This is a genomic window from Xenorhabdus khoisanae (assembly GCF_001037465.1).
Lineage (GTDB): Bacteria > Pseudomonadota > Gammaproteobacteria > Enterobacterales > Enterobacteriaceae > Xenorhabdus > Xenorhabdus khoisanae.
On record NZ_LFCV01000056.1, the window covers coordinates 28,435 to 49,252 of the forward strand.

Annotated in this window: 7 protein-coding genes and 1 pseudogene; all 8 read left to right on the forward strand. The window is 47.3% G+C overall.

Features of this window, described 5'->3' with window-relative positions; translation table 11 throughout:
- Positions 1-180: 180 nt before the first annotated feature.
- Positions 181-867: a class I SAM-dependent methyltransferase gene (locus AB204_RS09420; RefSeq protein ID WP_235428059.1), complete on the forward strand. Its 687-nt coding sequence runs from the start codon at positions 181-183 to the stop codon at positions 865-867.
- The gene (locus tag AB204_RS09425) at positions 861-1,991 is read left to right on the forward strand and encodes a peptidogalycan biosysnthesis protein (protein WP_047963129.1); all 1,131 of its coding nucleotides are present in this window, start codon (positions 861-863) and stop codon (positions 1,989-1,991) included. Before AB204_RS09420 ends, AB204_RS09425 begins: the two co-directional genes overlap by 7 nt.
- 11 nt (positions 1,992-2,002) lie before the next feature.
- Entirely contained in the window at positions 2,003-2,347 is a 345-nt protein-coding gene (locus AB204_RS09430; protein WP_047963130.1) for a hypothetical protein, read from the forward strand.
- Position 2,348: 1 nt separating this feature from the next.
- The gene (locus AB204_RS09435) at positions 2,349-2,870 is read left to right on the forward strand and encodes a pyridoxamine 5'-phosphate oxidase family protein (RefSeq protein WP_047963131.1); all 522 of its coding nucleotides are present in this window, start codon (positions 2,349-2,351) and stop codon (positions 2,868-2,870) included.
- A 570-nt stretch (positions 2,871-3,440) separates the two neighbouring features.
- Positions 3,441-4,133: pseudogene (locus tag AB204_RS09440) on the forward strand (IS5 family transposase).
- 672 nt (positions 4,134-4,805) lie between these two features.
- Positions 4,806-12,404: a Tc toxin subunit A-related protein gene (locus tag AB204_RS09445; RefSeq protein ID WP_047963132.1), complete on the forward strand. Its 7,599-nt coding sequence runs from the start codon at positions 4,806-4,808 to the stop codon at positions 12,402-12,404.
- Positions 12,405-12,456: 52 nt separating this feature from the next.
- The gene (locus tag AB204_RS09450; protein ID WP_047963133.1) at positions 12,457-16,950 is read left to right on the forward strand and encodes a SpvB/TcaC N-terminal domain-containing protein; all 4,494 of its coding nucleotides are present in this window, start codon (positions 12,457-12,459) and stop codon (positions 16,948-16,950) included.
- A 53-nt stretch (positions 16,951-17,003) separates the two neighbouring features.
- Positions 17,004-20,054: an RHS repeat-associated core domain-containing protein gene (locus AB204_RS09455; RefSeq protein ID WP_047963134.1), complete on the forward strand. Its 3,051-nt coding sequence runs from the start codon at positions 17,004-17,006 to the stop codon at positions 20,052-20,054.
- The last annotated feature ends 764 nt before the right edge of the window (positions 20,055-20,818 follow it).

Genomic DNA, 20,818 nt, shown 5'->3' on the forward strand with positions numbered 1-20,818 from the left:
TAATTTATCCCAGGGAATGGTGGCAGGTATAACTTTCTCCTCATCATACTTGTATGAAACATGCATTGGATTAGGTTGCAAGAGATAAACCTGTTAATTCATTTTTTAATTAATGGATTAGGATATATGTTTTCTATTAACCCCTCAACATTTGATGAGTATGCAGGACTCTATGAAAAGATGAGTTCCTGGTCCTACCGTAAAGAATTAGAGCTGCCAACGCTAGAAAATTTATTGGGAGACTTATCCGGTCTGAGTGTGCTGGATTTCGGATGTGGCCCGGGTGCAATTACACGTTGGCTGAAAGGTCGAAAAGCCAAATGTATTGTTGGTCAGGATATTTCCGAAGGCATGCTTAATTATGCCCGTCGCCGCGAAGAAAAAGAAAAGGATGATATTAGATATATTTCAGAAGTTAGTGAAGATTATAACGAATATTTCGATGTCGTCCTTGCTGTTTATGTAATGCCCTATGCAGCTAACCACGAAGAATTACTAAAAATGAGCCAAACCATGGCAAGGGTATTAAAGCCAGGTGGCCGATTAATCACACTCCCTATTCATCCACAGTTTAGCGCCGATCCGGAATATTATCGTCCCTTTGGTTTTCGCCTGATTGAAGAGCAACCTCGTGCGGATGGGAGCCCTGTTCGACTTCATATCTGTCAGACACCGTACGATATCAATATTCAAGCCTACCATTGGTCGCATTCGACATTAGAAAATACACTGCAACAGTCCGGTTTCCATGCGATAAACTGGAAGCCGTTAAATATACCCGCCAATCCGGACTTACTGGACCTTTCTCCCTATGTTAAATGCCCGCATGCAGCCATCATTGAATGTATTAAGAGGGAGGCATGCTAAGTTCTTTGGGTCGATATTCTGTCTCCAGCATTGAACATATTGACAGGCATGAGTGGGATGCGCTGGTTACCGACAATGATTTTTTCCACAGTCACGGCTGGTTAGCCGGGTTGGATTACGCTTTGGGTCAGACGGATGTTTTTGCCCTGAACGGGAATACCGGGGTGTTGGGCGGTTGCGCTTTATGGAAAGGTGAAGATCGTCCAGGGCTGTTCTATCTGCCGGATTATTTCCCCGGGCTGAAAGGCCCTTGGCAACAGCCATTCTTGTGGGGAGGTGCCCGTCGCTCGACGCATAATGAGTTCCCCTGTGTACGGGGCGCTCGGCGTGGTGAAGCATTGTCAACCATGGCCGAAATGCTGATTCAGTACTCCGCAAGCCAGAGGTATTACGCAAGCATTGTCCCTTTTATGCCATTACACCGGGCGCTGGAAATGGCTCGCTATTGTCCTTACGCCCGGGTACTGATGCACTCGGCAGAAGCGACTATACCTGTACCCACTGGTGGCCTGGATTCACAATTACAACTACTGAGCTCCCGCCACCGGATAAGAACTAACGCAGAACTGGCTGCTTTTTCACGCTCAGGGAATCGGGTGGAATGGTGTCAACTGGATGAGCATCTACTGAAATCAGCCGCGGAGCTTATCGCCAACAACAGAGAAAAATATGGTAGCCATCAGGGAATTGACTGGATGCTTCGCATATTTGACGGCCAAAAAAAATCTTCAGTCATAGACACTGCCATCGCTGCTGTTGCCAGGCGTGGCCAGCAAATAGTGGGGATCACTATCTTCTACCGTTTTGGTACAACCCTTCATGCCCGCTATTACGGTTCGAACTATCAGATCGATGATAACGACTTTCGTTATTTTGTTCTGACTTACTACCATTCCCTCGATTATGCCGCAAAAAATGGTCTGCACGAATGTCGGTTATCAATTTCTGCCCTTAGAGCCAAGACACTACGTGGAGCGAAAATAGAGCCGCTAGCAGCACTGTTACTGTTCGAGAACGCACCTTTGTCTACAGACGAATGTGAAGATTACAACCATCGTTTTTATCAATATTATCAAAAGCAATACAGTACCCACCTGACCCCCGATTGGGCACTACTTGCTTAAAGGAGAACCCTATGTTGCATCTGATGTATTTACTAAAACCTACACATAAGGCTCATCAGGATATGGCCGCATTTTGGCAATGGGTAGAACAACGTGATGAATGGTTCTACCGTTCGTTGGCGATGGCAGAAGAACGGCGTTGGTATATTCGCACGATTGGCAATAACGTCCATTGCCTTGAGCATTACGTCACATTCGCCGACGAAGCCGCTTGGGGGAAGTATCGCCAGGCCGTGTCAAAACTCTGCAAAGATCCCGAATGGGAAAAGATCCGCATCGAACAAGATCTGTGGTGGGAAATTTTGGAGTCAAGATTATTGAATGATGCACCTTTTATCCATAATGCAAGGAGATAACATGACACTGGAACAACGCAGCCGGGAATTAGTCAACAGCGCTCGCTTTTTCACTCTTGCCAGTCAGGGAGCTGACAACCTTCCCTGGGCTTCTACCGTCAATTACGTTCCACTGTTTGATCCTTTAAGATTGGTGTGGTACTCAATGAGAACCGCCAAACATTCCAGGAATATTCACCATTGTGCAGCAGTCAGTGGTTCACTGTTTCGCTATGACATGCAGAAAACTTCCCCCATAGGTCTGGATGGGGCGCAATTTACTGGCATTGTCAGGGAAATACCAGAATGCGAATGTGAACATATTCATCAGAGCTATTACCATCTCAATTTTCCCGATGAACTGGAGCGTGCACGCTGGGAGTTGCCACTACATGAATTTTATGGGGATGGTTCACGCCGTTTTTACGCACTGCTTATCAACGACTGGTGGTTACTGGATATAGATACCTGGCTGAAAACAAAAGAAGACCGAAGAGTTTCTGTTCCAATCTCTCAATTGCTTGAATCAATAAAGGAAAAATAATGAGTCTACTAGATACGTTGGCTGGCAAGCTGCTCGTCTCCTGCTAAGCATTGTCTGGTGAGCCTCTGCATGGGGCTAATCAGATCAAAAACGAAGGTTTGTGAGAATCGCTACAGCGTCATTATTCTCTTTGAAACTATAATCGTAGTCATATTAATATCGAGAGTCACTCATACAATTGAACTCATAAAATGATGTTGGAAATCTACTATGGGCAAACTTTTTGCCATTTAGTAATGTTGGCCAGCATAAGCAGGTTTGTCTATGTTAAGTTCAATAATGCCCATTTCACTCAACAACACAAACTGCGTTGATCCAGCCACTTTTGGTGATCTGAAAACAACACAACACAGCTACATCAATGTGTTGTACACAAGGGCCAAAAAAGACAATAAAGTTTGTACATAGTGAGAAATTCTACTGTGTAATTATTTGATATCATTTATGAATGAAGTTTAAGAAATGTGTACTGTCACTATTAGGGGCTGTTGACGTTTTGCGGGGAATAATTAGACAGCATGATGATTGGGTATAATTACTTTCGCGAAAAAACAATCAGACCTCCTCATCATGCTACGAACTATATTAACAGATCTCCACTGGAATAAGCTATTTGCATTAATGCAACACACGGGTTGGATTTATAACAAACTTGAACATCGTTTGACTCTGGAAGGCATTTTTTACCGAATGCGAACGAGTGTTCCCTAGCGCGATTTACCGCCTGAATTCGGGATATTGCGCCCAATTCGGCAAATGGAATAGTGTCTTTCACCGCTTTAATGCGTGATCAAAGAAAGGCATTTTAAAGATTATTTTCAGTCGGTTATCTGAAATAGCAGATACAGAATGGCTGTTTATTGATGGGAGCATCGTTCGGGCTCACCAGCATAGTGCAGACACCGCGACGGAGGATGATGAGGTCATTGGCAAAAGTCGTGGCGGACGCTCAACTAAAATCCATTTAGCCGTAGATAGCGGAGGTTTCCCCGTCCATTTGGAACTTTCTGGGGGACAGGTTCATGATAGTATTCATGCCAGAAAGTCTGGTCTCTGAGTCGCCTTCATCCCAAGTGGTCATTGCTGATAAAGGTTATGATAGCCAGCGTTTCAGGAATTTTATTGAACAGAAAGCCGCTATTCCAGTGATCCCTTAAACATTTTCGTGCAATAGCAACAAGATACGATAAGCTTGAACGGAATTACGCCAATATGTTAGTACTGGTGTTTATCATTGTTTGTCTGCCGATATGGGTTGATTAAATTATGGACTTGAAACATCAACAGCCCCTAGCCAGCAGTACCAGGACTTATTATGATCATTGGTGAACGCTGAAAAGAAAGAACAACAAAAGAAGATAGTAACGATTGCGTAAAATTCGGCTGAATTTTAATAATCCCACCTTAATCTAATAGGCAATGAATAACCAATCAAGGTTACATTGAGCCTGAGTTATTTAATAACCGCTTCATGTAACACAATGGAGTTATTTACATGATCAGTTTTTAACATTCCTCTTATACATGGTTTATTCACTAAATATAAATAAGATTATTTTTATAATATCAGAGGAGTAACCATATGAACTCATTGAGTATTTTTATTGTGCTTGGATTTACCTAATAACTTTCATTATTTTTCTGATGCTTTTTGAAATGGTATGAAATTCTCATGTCTGACATTGATAGGGAAGGCATAACGTTTTAAACCACTCTTTATTTGTGAAACGTTATTTATTCAACCAAATTATAAATTAATCATTGAAAATAAAAAATAAGTAAAAAATGCTCTCTATTCCCCCCTTCGTAATAACACCGTAGTTAATATGATTAATATCAAATAAAGAAAATTAGATCGTAAATAAGATAGTAACCGACAAAATATTGACCATTAAACTTTCTGAAACACTTTTTTATAAAATAATTGAGGTTATTATGTACAGTACAGATGTGTTACTGAACAGAATCAATCAAACTCGCGACGGTCAATTAATGACTCTCGCAGACCTTCAGCCTTTCTCATTCAGCGAACTAAGAAAAATGTTCGAGGAACAGCTTAGCTGGGGGGAAGTCCACTATCTCTATCGCGAAGCGGTTGAACAAAAAAAACATCATCGTCTGCTGGAAGCGCGTGTTTTCACCCGTGCCAACCCCCAATTATCCCGTGCCATCCGTCTGGGTATTGAACGAGACGACCTTTCGCGCAGTTATGATGAAATGTTCGGTTCTCGCTCTTCTTCCTTTGTACATCCGGGCTCTGTGGCTTCCATGTTCTCACCGGCGGGCTATCTCACCGAGCTGTACCGGGAGGCAAAGGATTTGCATTTCAAAGACTCGGCTTATCATCTTGATAATCGCCGCCCGGATCTGGCTGACCTGGCACTGAGCCAGAGTAATATGGATACGGAAATCTCCACCCTGACACTATCTAATGAACTGTTGCTGGAGCATATTACCCGCAAGACCGGCAGTAACCCGGACGCATTGATGGAGAGCCTGTCAACTTACCGTCAGGCCATTGACACCCCTTACCATCAGCCTTATGAGACTATCCGTCAGGTGATTATGACGCATGACAGTACCTTATCCGCGCTGTCACGTAACCCGGAGGTTATGGGGCAGGCAGAAGGGGCTTCATTGCTGGCTATTCTGGCAAATATTTCGCCGGAACTTTATAACATTTTGATTGAAGAGATTACGGAAGAGAACGCTGAGGCTTTATTTGCGAAAAACTTCGGTGAAAATATCACGCCCGAGAATTTCGCGTCACAGTCCTGGATAGCCAGGCATTATGGCCTTGAGCTTTCTGACGTGCAAAAATATCTTGGGATGTTGCAGAATGACTTTGCTGATAATACCTCTGTTTATATTGATAATATTTCAACAGGCTTAGTGGTCAATAGTGAAAGTAAGCTCGAGGCTTACAAGATAACCAGAATTCCTGGGAAAGATTATTCGAAGCACCTAAATTTTTGGGACCTGCTTTATCAAGGTGATAATAATTTTGTTATCAGGGTTAGCTTTAAAAAGAATGATAGCGACCTGATGATACGTAAAAGTAAGGCTGGAACGATCAGCAATAGCAAGCCTATAGGCAAGTTTTCTGCACCAATTTATGCGAATACGGTTTATCAAAGTGATGTACTGTCACCTCTTACCGTTGATGAGCTAAAAGAAGGGAAGACCATCTTTGCTTATAATCATGGCAAGGGTAGTGGCAGTCGGGGGACCCCTGTCTTTGTTTTCGAAAGCTACCCACTGAAAATTTTCGCCCTCAAACTGAATAAAGCCATTCGTCTGTGTCTGGCGAGCGGACTCTCACCGGATGAACTTCAACCTATTGTATACAGTGATAACGCACAGGGCATCATCAATGACTCAGTGCTGACCAAAGTTTTCTATACCCTGTTCTACAACAGCCGCTATGCGCTGAGTTTTGATGACGCACAGGTGCTGAATGGCTCGGTCATCAATCAGTATGCCGATGACGACAGTGTCAGCCACTTTAACCGTCTCTTTAACACGCCACCGCTGAGAGGGAAATTCTTTGAAGCCAACGGTAATACGGTCAATATTGCCCCGGGTGAGCAGCAAGCTACCTTTGCCCGTTCAGCCCTGATGCGTGGGCTGGGTATCAACAGCGGTGAGTTGTATCAGTTAGGTAAACTGGCGGGTGTGCTGGACAGCAAAAATAACATCACGCTTTCTGTTTCTGTTATCTCCTCACTTTATCGTCTGAAGTTACTGGCCTATGCACATCAGCTAACGGTAAATGAACTGTGTATGCTTTATAGTTTTTCGCCGTTCAGCAGTAAAACGACGGCTTCTTTGTCTTTTAGGGAGCTGGCGCAGCTGGTTGTCTGGTTGTATCAGGTGACGCAGTGGTTAGCCGAGGCGGAAATCACCACGGAAGAGCTCTGGTTATTATGTACACCCGAATTCAGCGGAAATATTTCACCGGAAATCAATAACCTGCTTAACACCCTCCGGCCACGTATTAGTGAGGATATGACGCAGAGTGACAACCGGGAACTGCAGGCTGAAATTCTCGCGCCTTTTATTGCGGCAACGCTGCATCTGGCGTCACCGGATATGGCGCGTTATATCCTGTTGTGGACCGATAACCTGCGACCGGGCGGCCTGAATATTGCCGGATTTATGACACTGGTATTGAAAGAGACGCTGAGTGTCGCTGAAACCACCCAACTGGCGCAGTTCTGCCATGTGATGGCCCAGTTGTCGCTTTCCGTGCAGGTATTGCGCCTCAGTGAAGCGGAACTATCCGTACTGGTTATCTCCGGCTTCACGGTGCTGGAAACAAAAAATCAGCCAGCCGGACAGCACAATATCGATACCCTGTTATCACTCTACAAATTCCACCAGTGGATTAACGCACTGGGCAGCCCCAGCTCTGACACGCTGGATATGCTGCGCCAGCAGACGCTAACGGCAGACAGACTGGCATCGGTGATGGGTCTGGACACCAGTATGGTGACACAGGCGATGGAGTGTGCCGGGGTAAGCCGTCTTCAGAGCTGGGAAAATATCAACACCGTACTGCAATGGATAGATGTGGCATCAGAACTGCACACCATGCCGGCGGTTATCCGTACGTTGGTGAATATCCGTTACGTGACCGTACCGAACAAAGCAGAGCCGGCGCTACCTTCCTGGAATGAGTGGCAGACGCTGGCAGAAAATATGGAAGCCGGACTCAGTACACAACAGGCTCAGGCACTGTCGGATCATACCGCAGAGCGCCTGAGTAGTGTGCTATCCAATTGGTTTCTGGCGAATATCCCGCCAGAAGGTGTGTCCCTGCAAAGGCGGGATGATCTGTACAGCTATTTCCTGATTGATAATCAGGTCTCTTCTGCCGTGAAAACCACCCGGCTGGCAGAGGCGATTGCCGGGATTCAACTCTACATTAACCGGGCGCTGAACCGGATAGAACCCAATGCCCGGGCCGATGTGTCAACCCGACAGTTTTTTACCGACTGGGCGGTGAATAACCGTTACAGCACTTGGGGCGGGGTGTCACGGCTGGTTTATTATCCGGAAAACTACATTGACCCGACCCAGCGTATCGGGCAGACCCGCATGATGGATGAACTGCTCGAAAACATCAGCCAGAGTAAGCTCAGTAGAGATACCGTGGAAGAGGCGTTTAAAACCTACCTGACCCGCTTTGAAACGGTGGCGGATCTGAAAGTGGTCAGCGCCTATCACGATAACGTCAACAGCAACACCGGGCTGACCTGGTTCATCGGCCAAACGCGGGAAAATCTGCCGGAGTACTACTGGCGTAACGTGGATATCTCACGGATGCAGGCGGGTAAATTACCGGCCAATGCTTGGAAAGAATGGACGAAGATTGATACGGCAGTCAGCCCATATGGAGATGCAGTGCGCCCAGTCGTATTCAGAGAGCGCCTGCACCTGATCTGGGTGGAAAAAGATGAAGTGGCAGAAAATGGCACTGATCCGGTGAAAACCTTTGACCGTTTTACCCTGAAACTGGCGTTTTTACGTCATGACGGCAGCTGGAGTGCCCCCTGGTCTTACGATATCACGAAGCAGGTGATGGCGGTCACCGGCGACAAGCCGGAGACTAAGCGGCTGGGACTGGCCGCCTCAGGCTTTCAGGGCGAAGACACCTTACTGGTCTTTGTATACCAGACCGGGGAAAGTTACCCCGATTTTGGCGGCAGCAATAAAAGTGTAGCAGGAATGGTCATTTACGGTGATGGTTCCCTGAAAAAGATGGATAACACAGCACTGAGCCGCTACAGCCAACTGAAACATACCTTTGATATCATCAACGCTACAGACAGCGAGTTGGTGAGGAAAGCCGGCTACCGTTTCGCTCAGGATTTTGACATGCCCACTTCATTGAATATGGGGTCTGCCACGGGTGATTATACTCTGACGGTGATGGAAAACGGGAATATACCGCAGATAGCCAGCCAATATTCCAGTGACAACCTTGTTATTACACTGAATAACTCGACCTTCACTGTCAGATATCATGGGGGCAGTAATACACTCAGAAACCAACAAACCCGCGCCATGAAGCTTTCTGGTGTGGACGGAAAATCACAGTATGGCAATGCTTTTATTATAGCAAATACCGCCAAGCGTTATGGTGGTTACCAAAATCTTGGGGGCCCAATTGTTGTTTATAATAAAACGAAAAACTATATCGCTTCAGTACAAGACAGTCGCTACGGAAATTATGAAAGAAATCTGATTCTAACTCCTGTTGATATGGGAACCGGAAATATAGGGAATAGCGGAAGTTATAATTCTCGACTTTTCAAGTTTAAATTTTCTCCAAACACTCTTTTACGCCAGGTTTTCAATGTTGGCAGCAACAAAATTAGTGACTTTAAAAAGTGTAGTTATGCTGTTAATGGTAATACTGGTTCAGGCTTCCAAATATTTTGTTCTTATCAATCCTCTGGCTGGCTGGATATTGACACAGGTGTTAACAATACCGATATCAAAATTACGGTGGTGGCTGGCAGTAAACCCCAGACTTTTACCGCCAGTACCGATGCAGCTTCCTTGCCGACAAACAGTTTTGATGGCATGCAATACACCTTTAAGCCCCTGGTCATTGATGCTTCACAACTGGCCTTCACCAAAGATGTCGCCCCGCTAAACATCGTTTTTGAGGCTAAAGCCCGAGACGGGCGCGTGTTGGGTAAAGTCAATAAGACGTTGTCAGTGAAACGGATCAATTATAATCCGGAAGATATTCTGTTTCTGTATGAAACCAGTGCTGGCGCACAGTATATGCAGCGCGGGGTGTACCGCATTCGCCTCAACACCCTGCTGGCACCGCAACTGGTGTCCAAAGCGAATACCGGTATTGATACCATCCTGACTATGGAAACCCAGCAGTTACCGGAACCCCAGTTGGGCAAAGGCTTTTATGCGACTTTCACTCTGCCACCTTATAATCCATCGACGCATGGCTCCAATCGGGCGTTCAAGCTTAACCTTAAACATGTAGTTGATAATAACGTTCATGTTATCTATTCGGGGCTGTTGCAGGATAACGAATTTAATGTCCGACTCTTTATTCCGTTGGATGATAAACCGCTCAGTATTGATTATCTTGCTAAGGTGTTTTTAACCACCCAGAAGAAACCTTATGATGGCACCTGGAATGGAGCACATTTTATATATGTGGGAAGTGAAAACAGCGATATCGGTATCAATAAAAACTCGGATATCAGTATGTTTGCCAATATACAAATACATAACGGCGAAACTACCGAACCATTGGACTTTAATAGCGCCTGTGCCCTCTATTACTGGGAACTGTTCTACTACACTCCAATGATGTGCTTCCAGCGTCTGCTACAGGAAAAACAATTCGATGAAGCCACCAAATGGATGAATTACGTCTACAATCCGGCTGGTTATATCGTTAACGGGGAAATCGCGCCCTGGACCTGGAACTGCCGACCGCTGGAAGATACCACCTCCTGGAATGCCAATCCGCTGGATGCCATTGATCCGGATGCCGTCGCCCAAAATGACCCGATGCACTACAAAGTGGCCACCTTTATGCGTCTGTTGGATCAGCTCATTCTGCGCGGCGATATGGCTTATCGCGAACTGACCCGCGATGCGCTGAATGAAGCCAAAATGTGGTATGTGCGCGCTTTGGAACTGCTTGGTGATGAGCCAGAGGATGACGGCAGCAATCAATGGGCTGCACCATCACTTTCCATCGCGGCCAGCCAGACTGTGCAGGCGACCTATCAGCAGGATCTTGCGGCGCTGGACCGGGGTGAGGTGCCCACGCCGTCCCGTACCGCGAACTCGCTGGTCGGTTTGTTCCTGCCGGAATATAACCCGGCACTGACCGATTACTGGAAAACCCTGCGTCTGCGTCTGTTTAACCTGCGCAATAACCTTTCCATTGACGGACAGCCGCTATCACTGGCGATTTACGCCGAGCCCACCGATCCGAAAGCACTGCTCACCAGTATGGTACAGGCCTCTCAGGGCGGCAGTGCATTGCCGACAGGCACCCTGTCGTTATACCGTTTTCCGGTGATGCTGGAGCGGGCCCGCAATCTGGTGGCACAATTGACTCAGTTCGGAACCTCTCTACTCAATATGGCAGAGCATGATGACGCCGATGAACTCACCACGCTGTTACTTCAACACGGTATGGAGCTGGCGACACAGAGCATCCGTATTCAGCAACGAACCGTCGATGAAGTGGATGCTGATATCGCCGTATTGGCAGAGAGCCGTCGCAGTGCGCAGAACCGTCTGGAAAAATACCAGCAGTTATATGACGAAGATATTAACGCTGGTGAACAGCGAGCGATGTCACTGTTTGATGCCGCATCAGGCCAATCTGTGGCTGCTCAGGCGCTCTCAATAGCCGAAGGGGTGGCTGATTTAGTGCCAAACGTGTTTGGCTTCGCTTGTGGGGGAAGTCGCTGGGGGGCAGCACTGCGTGCTTCTGCGTCCGTGCTGTCTCTTTCTGCGTCCGCTTCACAATACTCCGCGGAAAAAATCAGCCGTTCGGAAACCTACCGCCGCCGCCGTCAGGAGTGGGAAATTCAGCGCGATAACGCTGACGGTGAAGTCAGGCAGATGGATGCCCAGCTGGAAGCCCTGAAAATCCGTCGCGAAGCGGCACAGATGCAGGTGGAATATCAGGAAACTCAACAGTCGCAGACGCAGGCTCAGTTAGAACTTTTACAACGTAAATTCACAAATAAAGCCCTCTACAGTTGGATGCGCGGCAAACTGAGCGCCATTTATTACCAATTCTTTGACCTGACCCAGTCCTTCTGCCTGATGGCACAGGAAGCGCTGCGCCGCGAACTGACCGATACCGGTGTGACCTTTATCCGCGGCAGCGCCTGGAACGGCACGACGGCGGGTTTAATGGCGGGTGAAACCCTCTTACTGAGCCTGGCAGAGATGGAAAAAGCCTGGCTGGAGCGTGATGAGCGCGCGCTGGAAGTGACCCGTACCGTCTCGTTGGCTCAGGTATACCAGACCTTGTCATCAGACAGCTTTAGCCTGACAGAAAAACTCACTCAGTTCCTCCGTGAAGGCAAAGGCAGTGCAGGCATTTCCGGCAATGAACTGAAACTCAGCAACCGCCAGATAGAAGCCTCAGTGCGATTGTCTGATTTGAAAATTTTCAGCGACTACCCAGAAAGCCTCGGTAATACCCGTCAGTTGAAGCAGGTGAGTGTCACCTTGCCGGCACTGGTGGGTCCGTATGAAGATATCCGGGCCGTGCTGAATTACGGTGGCAGCATCGTCATGCCACGCGGTTGCAGTGCCATTGCTCTCTCCCACGGCGTGAATGACAGTGGTCAATTTATGCTGGATTTCAACGATCCCCGTTATCTGCCGTTTGAAGGTATTTCCGTGAATGACAGCGGCAGCCTGACGTTGAGTTTCCCGGATGCGACTGATCGGCAGAAAGCGCTGCTGGAGAGCCTGAACGATATCATTCTGCACATCCGCTACACCATTCGTTCCTAATTAAAACATTGTGATAGGCAGGCTCCTGAGGGAGCCTGTTTAAGGAGTTTTTATGCAGGGTTCAACACCTTTGAAACTTGAAATACCATCATTGCCCTCAGGCGGCGGATCACTGAAAGGAATGGGAGAAGCATTCAACGCTGTCGGAGCGGAGGGGGGAGCGTCATTTTCACTGCCCTTACCGGTCTCTGTCGGGCGTGGTCTGGTGCCGGTGTTATCACTTAATTACAGCAGTATTGCAGGCAATGGATCATTCGGGATGGGTTGGCAATGTGGGGTTGGCTTTATCAGTCTGCGTACCGCCAAGGGCGTTCCACACTATACGGGACAAAATGAATATCCGGGACAAAATGAATATCCGGGACAAAATGAGTATCTCGGGCCGGATGGGGAAGTGTTGAGTATTGTGCCAGATAGCCAAGGGCAACCAGAGCAACGCACCGCAACCTCACTGTTGGGGACTGTTCTGACACAACCGTATATCGTTACCCGCTATCAGTCCCGTGTGGCAGAAAAAATCGTCCGTTTAGAGCACTGGCAGCCGCAGCAGAAACGTGAAGAAGAGACTTCTTTTTGGGTACTTTTTACGGCGGATGGTTTAGTGCACCTGTTCGGTAAGCATCACCATGCACGTATTGCTGATCCGCAAGATGAAACCAAAATTGCCCGCTGGCTGATGGAGGAAACCGTCACGCATACCGGGGAACATATTTACTATCACTATCGGGCAGAAGACGATCTTGACTGTGATGAGAATGAACTTGCTCAGCATTCAGGTGTTACGGCCCAGCGTTATCTGGCAAAAGTCAGCTATGGCAATACTCAGTCGGAAACCGCTTTTTTCGCTGTAAAATCAGGTATTCCTGCTGACAATGACTGGTTGTTTCATCTGGTATTTGATTACGGTGAGCGTTCATCTTCGCTGAACTCTGTACCCGAATTCCATGTTTCTGAAAAATGGCGTTGTCGTCCGGATAGTTTCTCCCGCTATGAATATGGGTTTGAAATTCGAACCCGTCGCTTGTGTCGCCAAATTCTGATGTTTCATCAGCTAAAAGCGCTGGCAGGGGAAAATGTTGCAGAAGAAACACCGGCGCTGGTTTCCCGCCTTATTCTGGATTATGACCTGAACAATAAGGTTTCCTTACTGCAAACGGCCCGCAGATTGGCACATGAAACGGACGGTACGCCGGTGATGATGTCCCCACTGGAAATGGATTATCAACGTGTTAATCATGGTGTGAATCTGAACTGGCAGTCCATGCCGCAGTTAGAAAAACTGAACACGTTGCAGCCATACCAACTGGTTGATTTATATGGAGAAGGAATTTCCGGCGTACTTTATCAGGATGCTCATAAAGCCTGGTGGTACCGTGCTCCGATACGGGATATCACTGCCGAAGGAACGAATGTTGTTACCTATGAGGATGCGAAACCACTGCCACAAATTCCAGCACAACAGGAAAGCGCGATGTTGTTGGACATAAACGGTGACGGGCGACTGGATTGGGTTATTACTGCAACAGGGTTACGGGGCTACCACACAATGTCACCGGAAGGTGAATGGACACCTTTTATTCCATTATCCGCTGTGCCAATCGAATATTTCCATCCACAGGCAAAACTGGCTGATATTGACGGGGCAGGGCTGCCTGACTTAGCGCTTATCGGGCCAAATAGTGTACGTGTCTGGTCAAATAATCGGGCAGGGTGGGATAGCGCTCAGGATGTGATTCATTTGTCAGATATGCCACTGCCAGTTCCCGGCAGAAATGAGCGTCATCTTGTTGCATTCAGTGATATGACAGGCTCCGGGCAATCACATCTGGTGGAAGTGACGGCAAATAGCGTGCGCTACTGGCCGAACCTGGGGCATGGAAAATTTGGTGAACCGCTGATTATGACAGGCTTCCATATTAGCGGGGAAACTTTTAACCCCGACAGATTGTATATGGTAGACATAGATGGCTCAGGCACCACCGATTTTATTTATGCCCGCAGTTCTTACCTTGAACTCTATCCCAATGAAAGCGGCAATCGTTTTGCTGAACCTCAGCGTATCGATCTGCCGGATGGGGTACATTTTGATAATACTTGTCGGTTACAAGTAACGGATACACAAGGATTAGGTACTGCCAGCATTATTCTGACGGTCCCCCATATGAATGTGCAGCACTGGCGATTGGATATGACCACATTCAAGCCTTGGCTGCTGAGTACCGTCAATAACAATATGGGAACAGAAACCACGCTATATTATCGCAGCTCTGCCCAGTTCTGGCTGGATGAGAAATTACAGGCTTCTGAATCTGGGATTACGGCTGTCAGCTACTTACCGTTCCCTGTGCATGTGTTGTGGCGCACGGAAGTTCTGGATGAAATTTCCGGTAACCGATTGACGAGCCATTATAATTACTCACACGGTGCCTGGGATGGTCTGGAACGGGAGTTTCGTGGTTTTGGGCGTGTGACGCAAACTGACATTGATTCACGGGCGAGTGCGACACAGGGGGCACATGCTGAACCACCGGCCCCTTCGCGTACGGTTAATTGGTACAGCACTGGTGTACGAGAAGTCGATATTCTTCTGTCCACTGAATATTGGCAGGGGGATCAACAGGCATTTCCCCATTTTACCCCACGCTTTACCCGTTATGACGAAAAATCCGGTGATGATATCGCCATCATGCCGAACGAACAGGAAGAATACTGGTTGTTTCGGGCGTTAAAAGGACAACGCTTACGGAGTGAGTTGTATGGGGATGATGATTCTATACTGGCCAGTACACCTTATTCAGTGGATGAATCCCGCACCCAAGTACGTTTGTTACCGGTTATGGCATCGGACGTTCCTGCGGTACTGGTTTCGGTGGCCGAATCCCGCCAATACCGATATGAACGGGTTGCTACCGATCCACAGTGCAGCCAAAAGATCGTCCTTCAATCTGATGCGTTAGGATTTCCGCAGGACAATATCGAGATTGCCTATCCGAGACGTCCACAGCCTGAGTTATCGCCTTATCCGGATACCCTGCCCGAAACACTTTTCACCAGCAGTTACGACGAACAGCAGATGTGCCTTAGTCTGACACGCCAGCGTTCTTCTTATCATCATCTGAATCATGATGATAATACGTGGATCACAGGGCTGATGGATACCTCACGCAGTGACGCACGTATTTATCATGCAGATAAAGTGCCGGACGATGGATTTTCCCTTGAGTGGTTTGCTGCCACAGGTGCAGGAGCATTGTTGTTGCCTGATGCAGCAGCCGATTATCTGGGACATCAACGTGTGGCATATACCGGTCCAGAAGAACGGCCCGCCATTCCTCCGCTGGTAGCATACATTGAAACCGCAGAGTTTGATGAACGATCGCTGGCGGCTTTTAAGGAGGTCATGGATGAGCAGGCGCTGACAAAACAGCTGAATGATGCTGGCTGGCATGTTGCAAATGTGCCGTTCAGTGAAAATGCAGATTTCAGTGTCTGGGTGGGACAAAAGGAATTCACAGAATACGCCGGTGCAGATGGATTCTATCGGCCATTGGTGCAACGGGAAACCAGGCTCACAGGTAAAACGACAGTGACGTGGGATAGCCATTACTGTGTTATCACCGCGACAGAAGATGCGGCTGGTCTGCGTATGCAAGCGCATTACGATTATCGATTCATGGTTGTGGATAACACCACAGATATCAATGATAACTATCACACCGTAACGTTTGATGCACTGGGGAGAGTAACCAGCTTCCGTTTCTGGGGGACTGAAAACGGTGAAAGACAAGGATATACCCCGCAGGAAAATGAAACTGTCCCCTTTATTGTCCCCACAACGGTGGATGATGCCTTGGCATTGAAACCCGGTATACCTGTTGCAGGACTGATGGTTTATGTCCCTCTGAGCTGGATGGTTCAGGTCGATTTTTCTAATCAGATCAACTTTTCTCATTATGAAGAGCTGAAATCGGCCGGGATCATCACTGAAGATGGTTATTTCCTGTCGCTTGCTTTTCGCCGCTGGCAACAAAATAACCCTGCCGCTGCCATGCCAATGCAAGTCAATTCACAGAATCCACCCCATATCCTGAGCGTAATTACTGACCGCTATGATGCCGATCCGGAACAACAATTACGTCAAACGTTTACGTTTAGTGATGGCTTTGGGCGAACATTACAAACAGCAGTACGCCATGAAAGTGGGGAAGCCTGGGTACGTGATGAGTACGGAGCCATTGTGGCTGAAAGTCATGGTGAGCCTAAAACGGCGATAACCGATTTCCGCTGGGCAGTTTCCGGACGTACAGAATATGACGGAAAAGGGCAGGCTTTGCGGATGTATCAACCGTATTTCCTGAATAGTTGGCAGTACGTCAGTGATGACAGCGCCCGGCAGGACCTGTATGCCGATACCCATTGCTATGATCCGCTGGGGCGTGAATATCAGGTTATCACCGCTAAGGGCGGGTTACGTCGATCCTTATTCACGCCCTGGTTTGTGGTGAATGAAGATGAAAATGACACTGCCGGTGAAATGACAGCATAAAGTTCAGTGATGTCTGTTCGCTGAACATGCATCACTTTATTTAGGAATGAATTATGAAGAATTTCGTTCACAGTAATACGCCATCCGTCACTGTATTGGACAACCGTGGTCAGACAGTACGCGAAATAGCTTGGTATCGGCACCCCGATACCCCTCAGGTAACAGATGAACGTATCACCGGTTATCAATATGATGCCCAAGGTGCGCTGACCCAGAGTATTGATCCGCGATTTTATGAACGCCAGCAGACAGCGAGTGACAAGAACGCCATTACACCAAATCTTATTCGCTTGTCATCACTCAGTAAGAAAGTACTGCGTACGCAAAGTGTGGATGCCGGAACCAGTGTTGCCTTGCATGATGTTGCCGGGCGTCCCGTTTTAGCTGTCAGCGCCAATGGCGTTAGCCGAACGTTTCAGTATGAAAGTGATAACTTGCCGGGACGCTTATTAAGTATTACCGAGCAGGTAAAAGGAGAGAACGCCTGTATCACAGAGCGATTGATCTGGTCAGGAAATACTCCGGCAGAAAAAGGCAACAATCTGGCCGGGCAGTGCGTGGTCCACTATGATCCCACCGGAATGAATCAGACCAACAGCATATCGTTAACCGGCATACCCTTGTCCATTACACAGCAATTACTGAAAGATGACAGGGAAGCAAATTGGCAAGGTATGGATGAATCTGGCTGGAAAAACGTGCTGGCGCCGGAAAAATTCACTTCTGTCAGCACAACAGATGCCACCGGAACGGTATTAACGAGTACAGATGCTGCCGGAAACAAGCAACGTATCGCCTATGATGTGGCCGGTCTGCTTCAAGGCAGTTGGTTGGCGCTGAGGGGGAAACAAGAACAGGTTATTATTAAATCCCTGACCTATTCGGCTGCCAGCCAGAAGCTACGGGAGGAACATGGTAACGGGATAGTGACCACATATACACATGAACCCGAGACGCAACGCATTATTGGTATAAAAACAGAACGTCCTTCTGGTCATGCCGCTGGGGAGAAAATTTTACAGAATCTGCGTTATGAATATGATCCTGTCGGAAATGTGCTGAAATCAACTAACGATGCTGAAATTACCCGCTTTTGGCGCAACCAGAAAATTGTACCGGAAAATACTTACACCTACGACAGCCTGTACCAACTGGTTTCCGTCACTGGGCGTGAAATGGCGAATATTGGCCGACAAAAAAACCAGTTACCCATCCCCGCTCTGATTGATAACAATACTTATACTAATTACTCTCGCACTTACGACTACGATCGTGGGGGAAATCTGACCAGAATTCGCCATAATTCACCGATCACCGATAATAACTACACAACGAACATGACAGTCTCAGATCACAGCAACCGGGCTGTATTGGAGGAGCTGGCGAAAGATCCCACTAAGGTGGATATGTTGTTCACCCCCGGCGGACATCAGACCCGGCTTGTTCCCGGTCAGGATCTTTGCTGGACACCCCGTGACGAATTACAACAAGTGATATTGGTCAACAGGGAAAATACGACGCCTGATCAGGAATTCTACCGCTATGACGCAGACAGTCAGCGTGTGATTAAGACTCATATTCAGAAGACAGGTAACAGTGAGCAAATACAGCGAACATTATATTTGCCAGAGCTGGAATGGCGCACGACATATAGCGGCAATACATTAAAAGAGTTTTTGCAGGTCATCACTGTGGGTGAAGCGGGTCAGGCACAAGTCCGGGTGCTGCATTGGGAAACCGGCAAACCGGCGGATATCAGCAATGATCAGCTGCGTTACAGTTATGGCAACCTGATTGGCAGCAGCGGGCTGGAATTGGACAGTGACGGGCAGATCATTAGTCAGGAAGAATATTACCCCTATGGGGGAACTGCCGTGTGGGCAGCCCGAAGTCAGTCAGAAGCGGATTACAAAACCGTGCGTTATTCTGGCAAAGAACGGGATGTAACAGGGTTGTATTACTACGGCTATCGTTATTATCAATCGTGGACAGGGCGATGGTTGAGTGTAGATCCTGAAGGTGAGGTCGATGGTCTCAATTTATTCAGAATGTGCAGGAATAACCCCATCGTTTTTTCTGATCCTGATGGCCGTTTTCCTGGTCAGGGAGTCCTTGCCTGGATAGGGAAAAAAGCCTATCGACGGGCAGTAAACACCACTACAGAACATCTTCTTGAACAAGGCGCTTCCTTTGATACATTTTTGAAATTAAACCGAGGATTACGATCTTTTGTTCTGGGTGTGGGGATGGCAAGTCTGGGGGTTAAGGCAGCAACGATTGCGGGAGCGACGCCTTGGGGGATCGTCGGGGCTGCAATTGGGGGTTTTGTCTCCGGGGCGGTGATGGGGTTTTTCGCGAACAACATCTCAGAAAAAATTGGGGAAGTTTTAAGTTATCTGACGCGTAAACGTTCTGTTCCCGTTCAGATAGGCGCTTTTGCTATCACATCGCTTGTTACGTCTGCACTATTTAACAGCTCTTCGACAGGGACAGCCATTTCCGTAGGAACCGCGGTAACCGTTGGAGGATTAATGGCTTTAGCCGGAGAACATAACACGGGCATGGCTATCAGTATTGCCACACCCGCCGGACAAGGTACGCTGGATACGCTCAGGCCCGGTAATGTCAGCGCGCCAGAGCGGTTAGGGGCACTATCAGGCGCAATTATTGGCGGAATATTACTTGGCCGCCATCAGGGAAGTTCTGAGCTTGGTGAACGGGCAGCGATTGGCGCTATGTATGGTGCTCGATGGGGAAGGCTCATTGGTAATCTATGGGATGGCCCTTATCGGTTTATAGGCCGGTTACTGCTCAGAAGAGGCATTAGCTCTGCCGTTTCCCATGCTGTCAGTTCCAGGGGCTGGTTTGGCCGAATGATAGGAGAAAGTGTAGGAAGAAATATTTCTGAAGTATTATTGCCTTATAGCCGTACACCCAGTGAATGGGTTGGTGCAGCCATTGGCGGGACAGCTGCGGCCGCTCATCATGCCGTTGGGGAGGACGTTGCCAATGCCGCTAGCCGGGTTACCTGGAGCGGTTTTAAACGGGCTTTTAATAACTTCTTCTTTAACGCCTCAGCGCGTCATAATGAATCCGAAGCATAACAATCATGTTCATTTCCACTTTGTCATGAATGACAAAGTGGGTTTTTCCAATGTGTGGGCAGAGACCCTGTACAGGGTCTCTGTTCAGTTAATGTTTGGATCAAGAACGAATGGTGTAACGGATATGCAGAATGATATCGCTCAGGCTGAGCAATAAGCTTTTCTGTTTACCACTGATACCGGGAAAACTTAAGGTTAATGTGCCTGTATCTGGCGTTATTCGGACGTCAGTGCCTTGCCCACAGGCGTAACATTTTTACTTTGAAGGTATACTGCGGTCGTATCAATATCGATAGTGACTCACACATTAGGCTCATAAAATGATGTTGGAAATCTACTATGGGCAAACTTTTTGCCATTTAGTAATGTTGACCAGCATAAGCAGGTTTGTCTATGTTAAGTTCAATAATGCCAATTTCACTCAACAACACAAACTGCGTTGATCCAGCCACTTTTGATGATCTGAAGACAACACAACACAGCTACATCAATGTGTTGTACATCAGAAATTATCCCTTGCGTACAAACTTTATTGTTCCTTATCAACGAGTTAACTAAACATTATCAATCCGTATTTATTCTACTTATTAAAAGATACATTTGAAAAAGTAAGGTTTATTGAATAAGATGGTGTGAGTAATTAGCCGTAATTTTTACGTAGCATAACCGCTAAGATGCACTTAGATTGCGTGAAAAACAAACTATTAGGGATAATAAAATGGAAATATCTGTTCCGTTCAAACTCTATCAATGGATTATGTTTT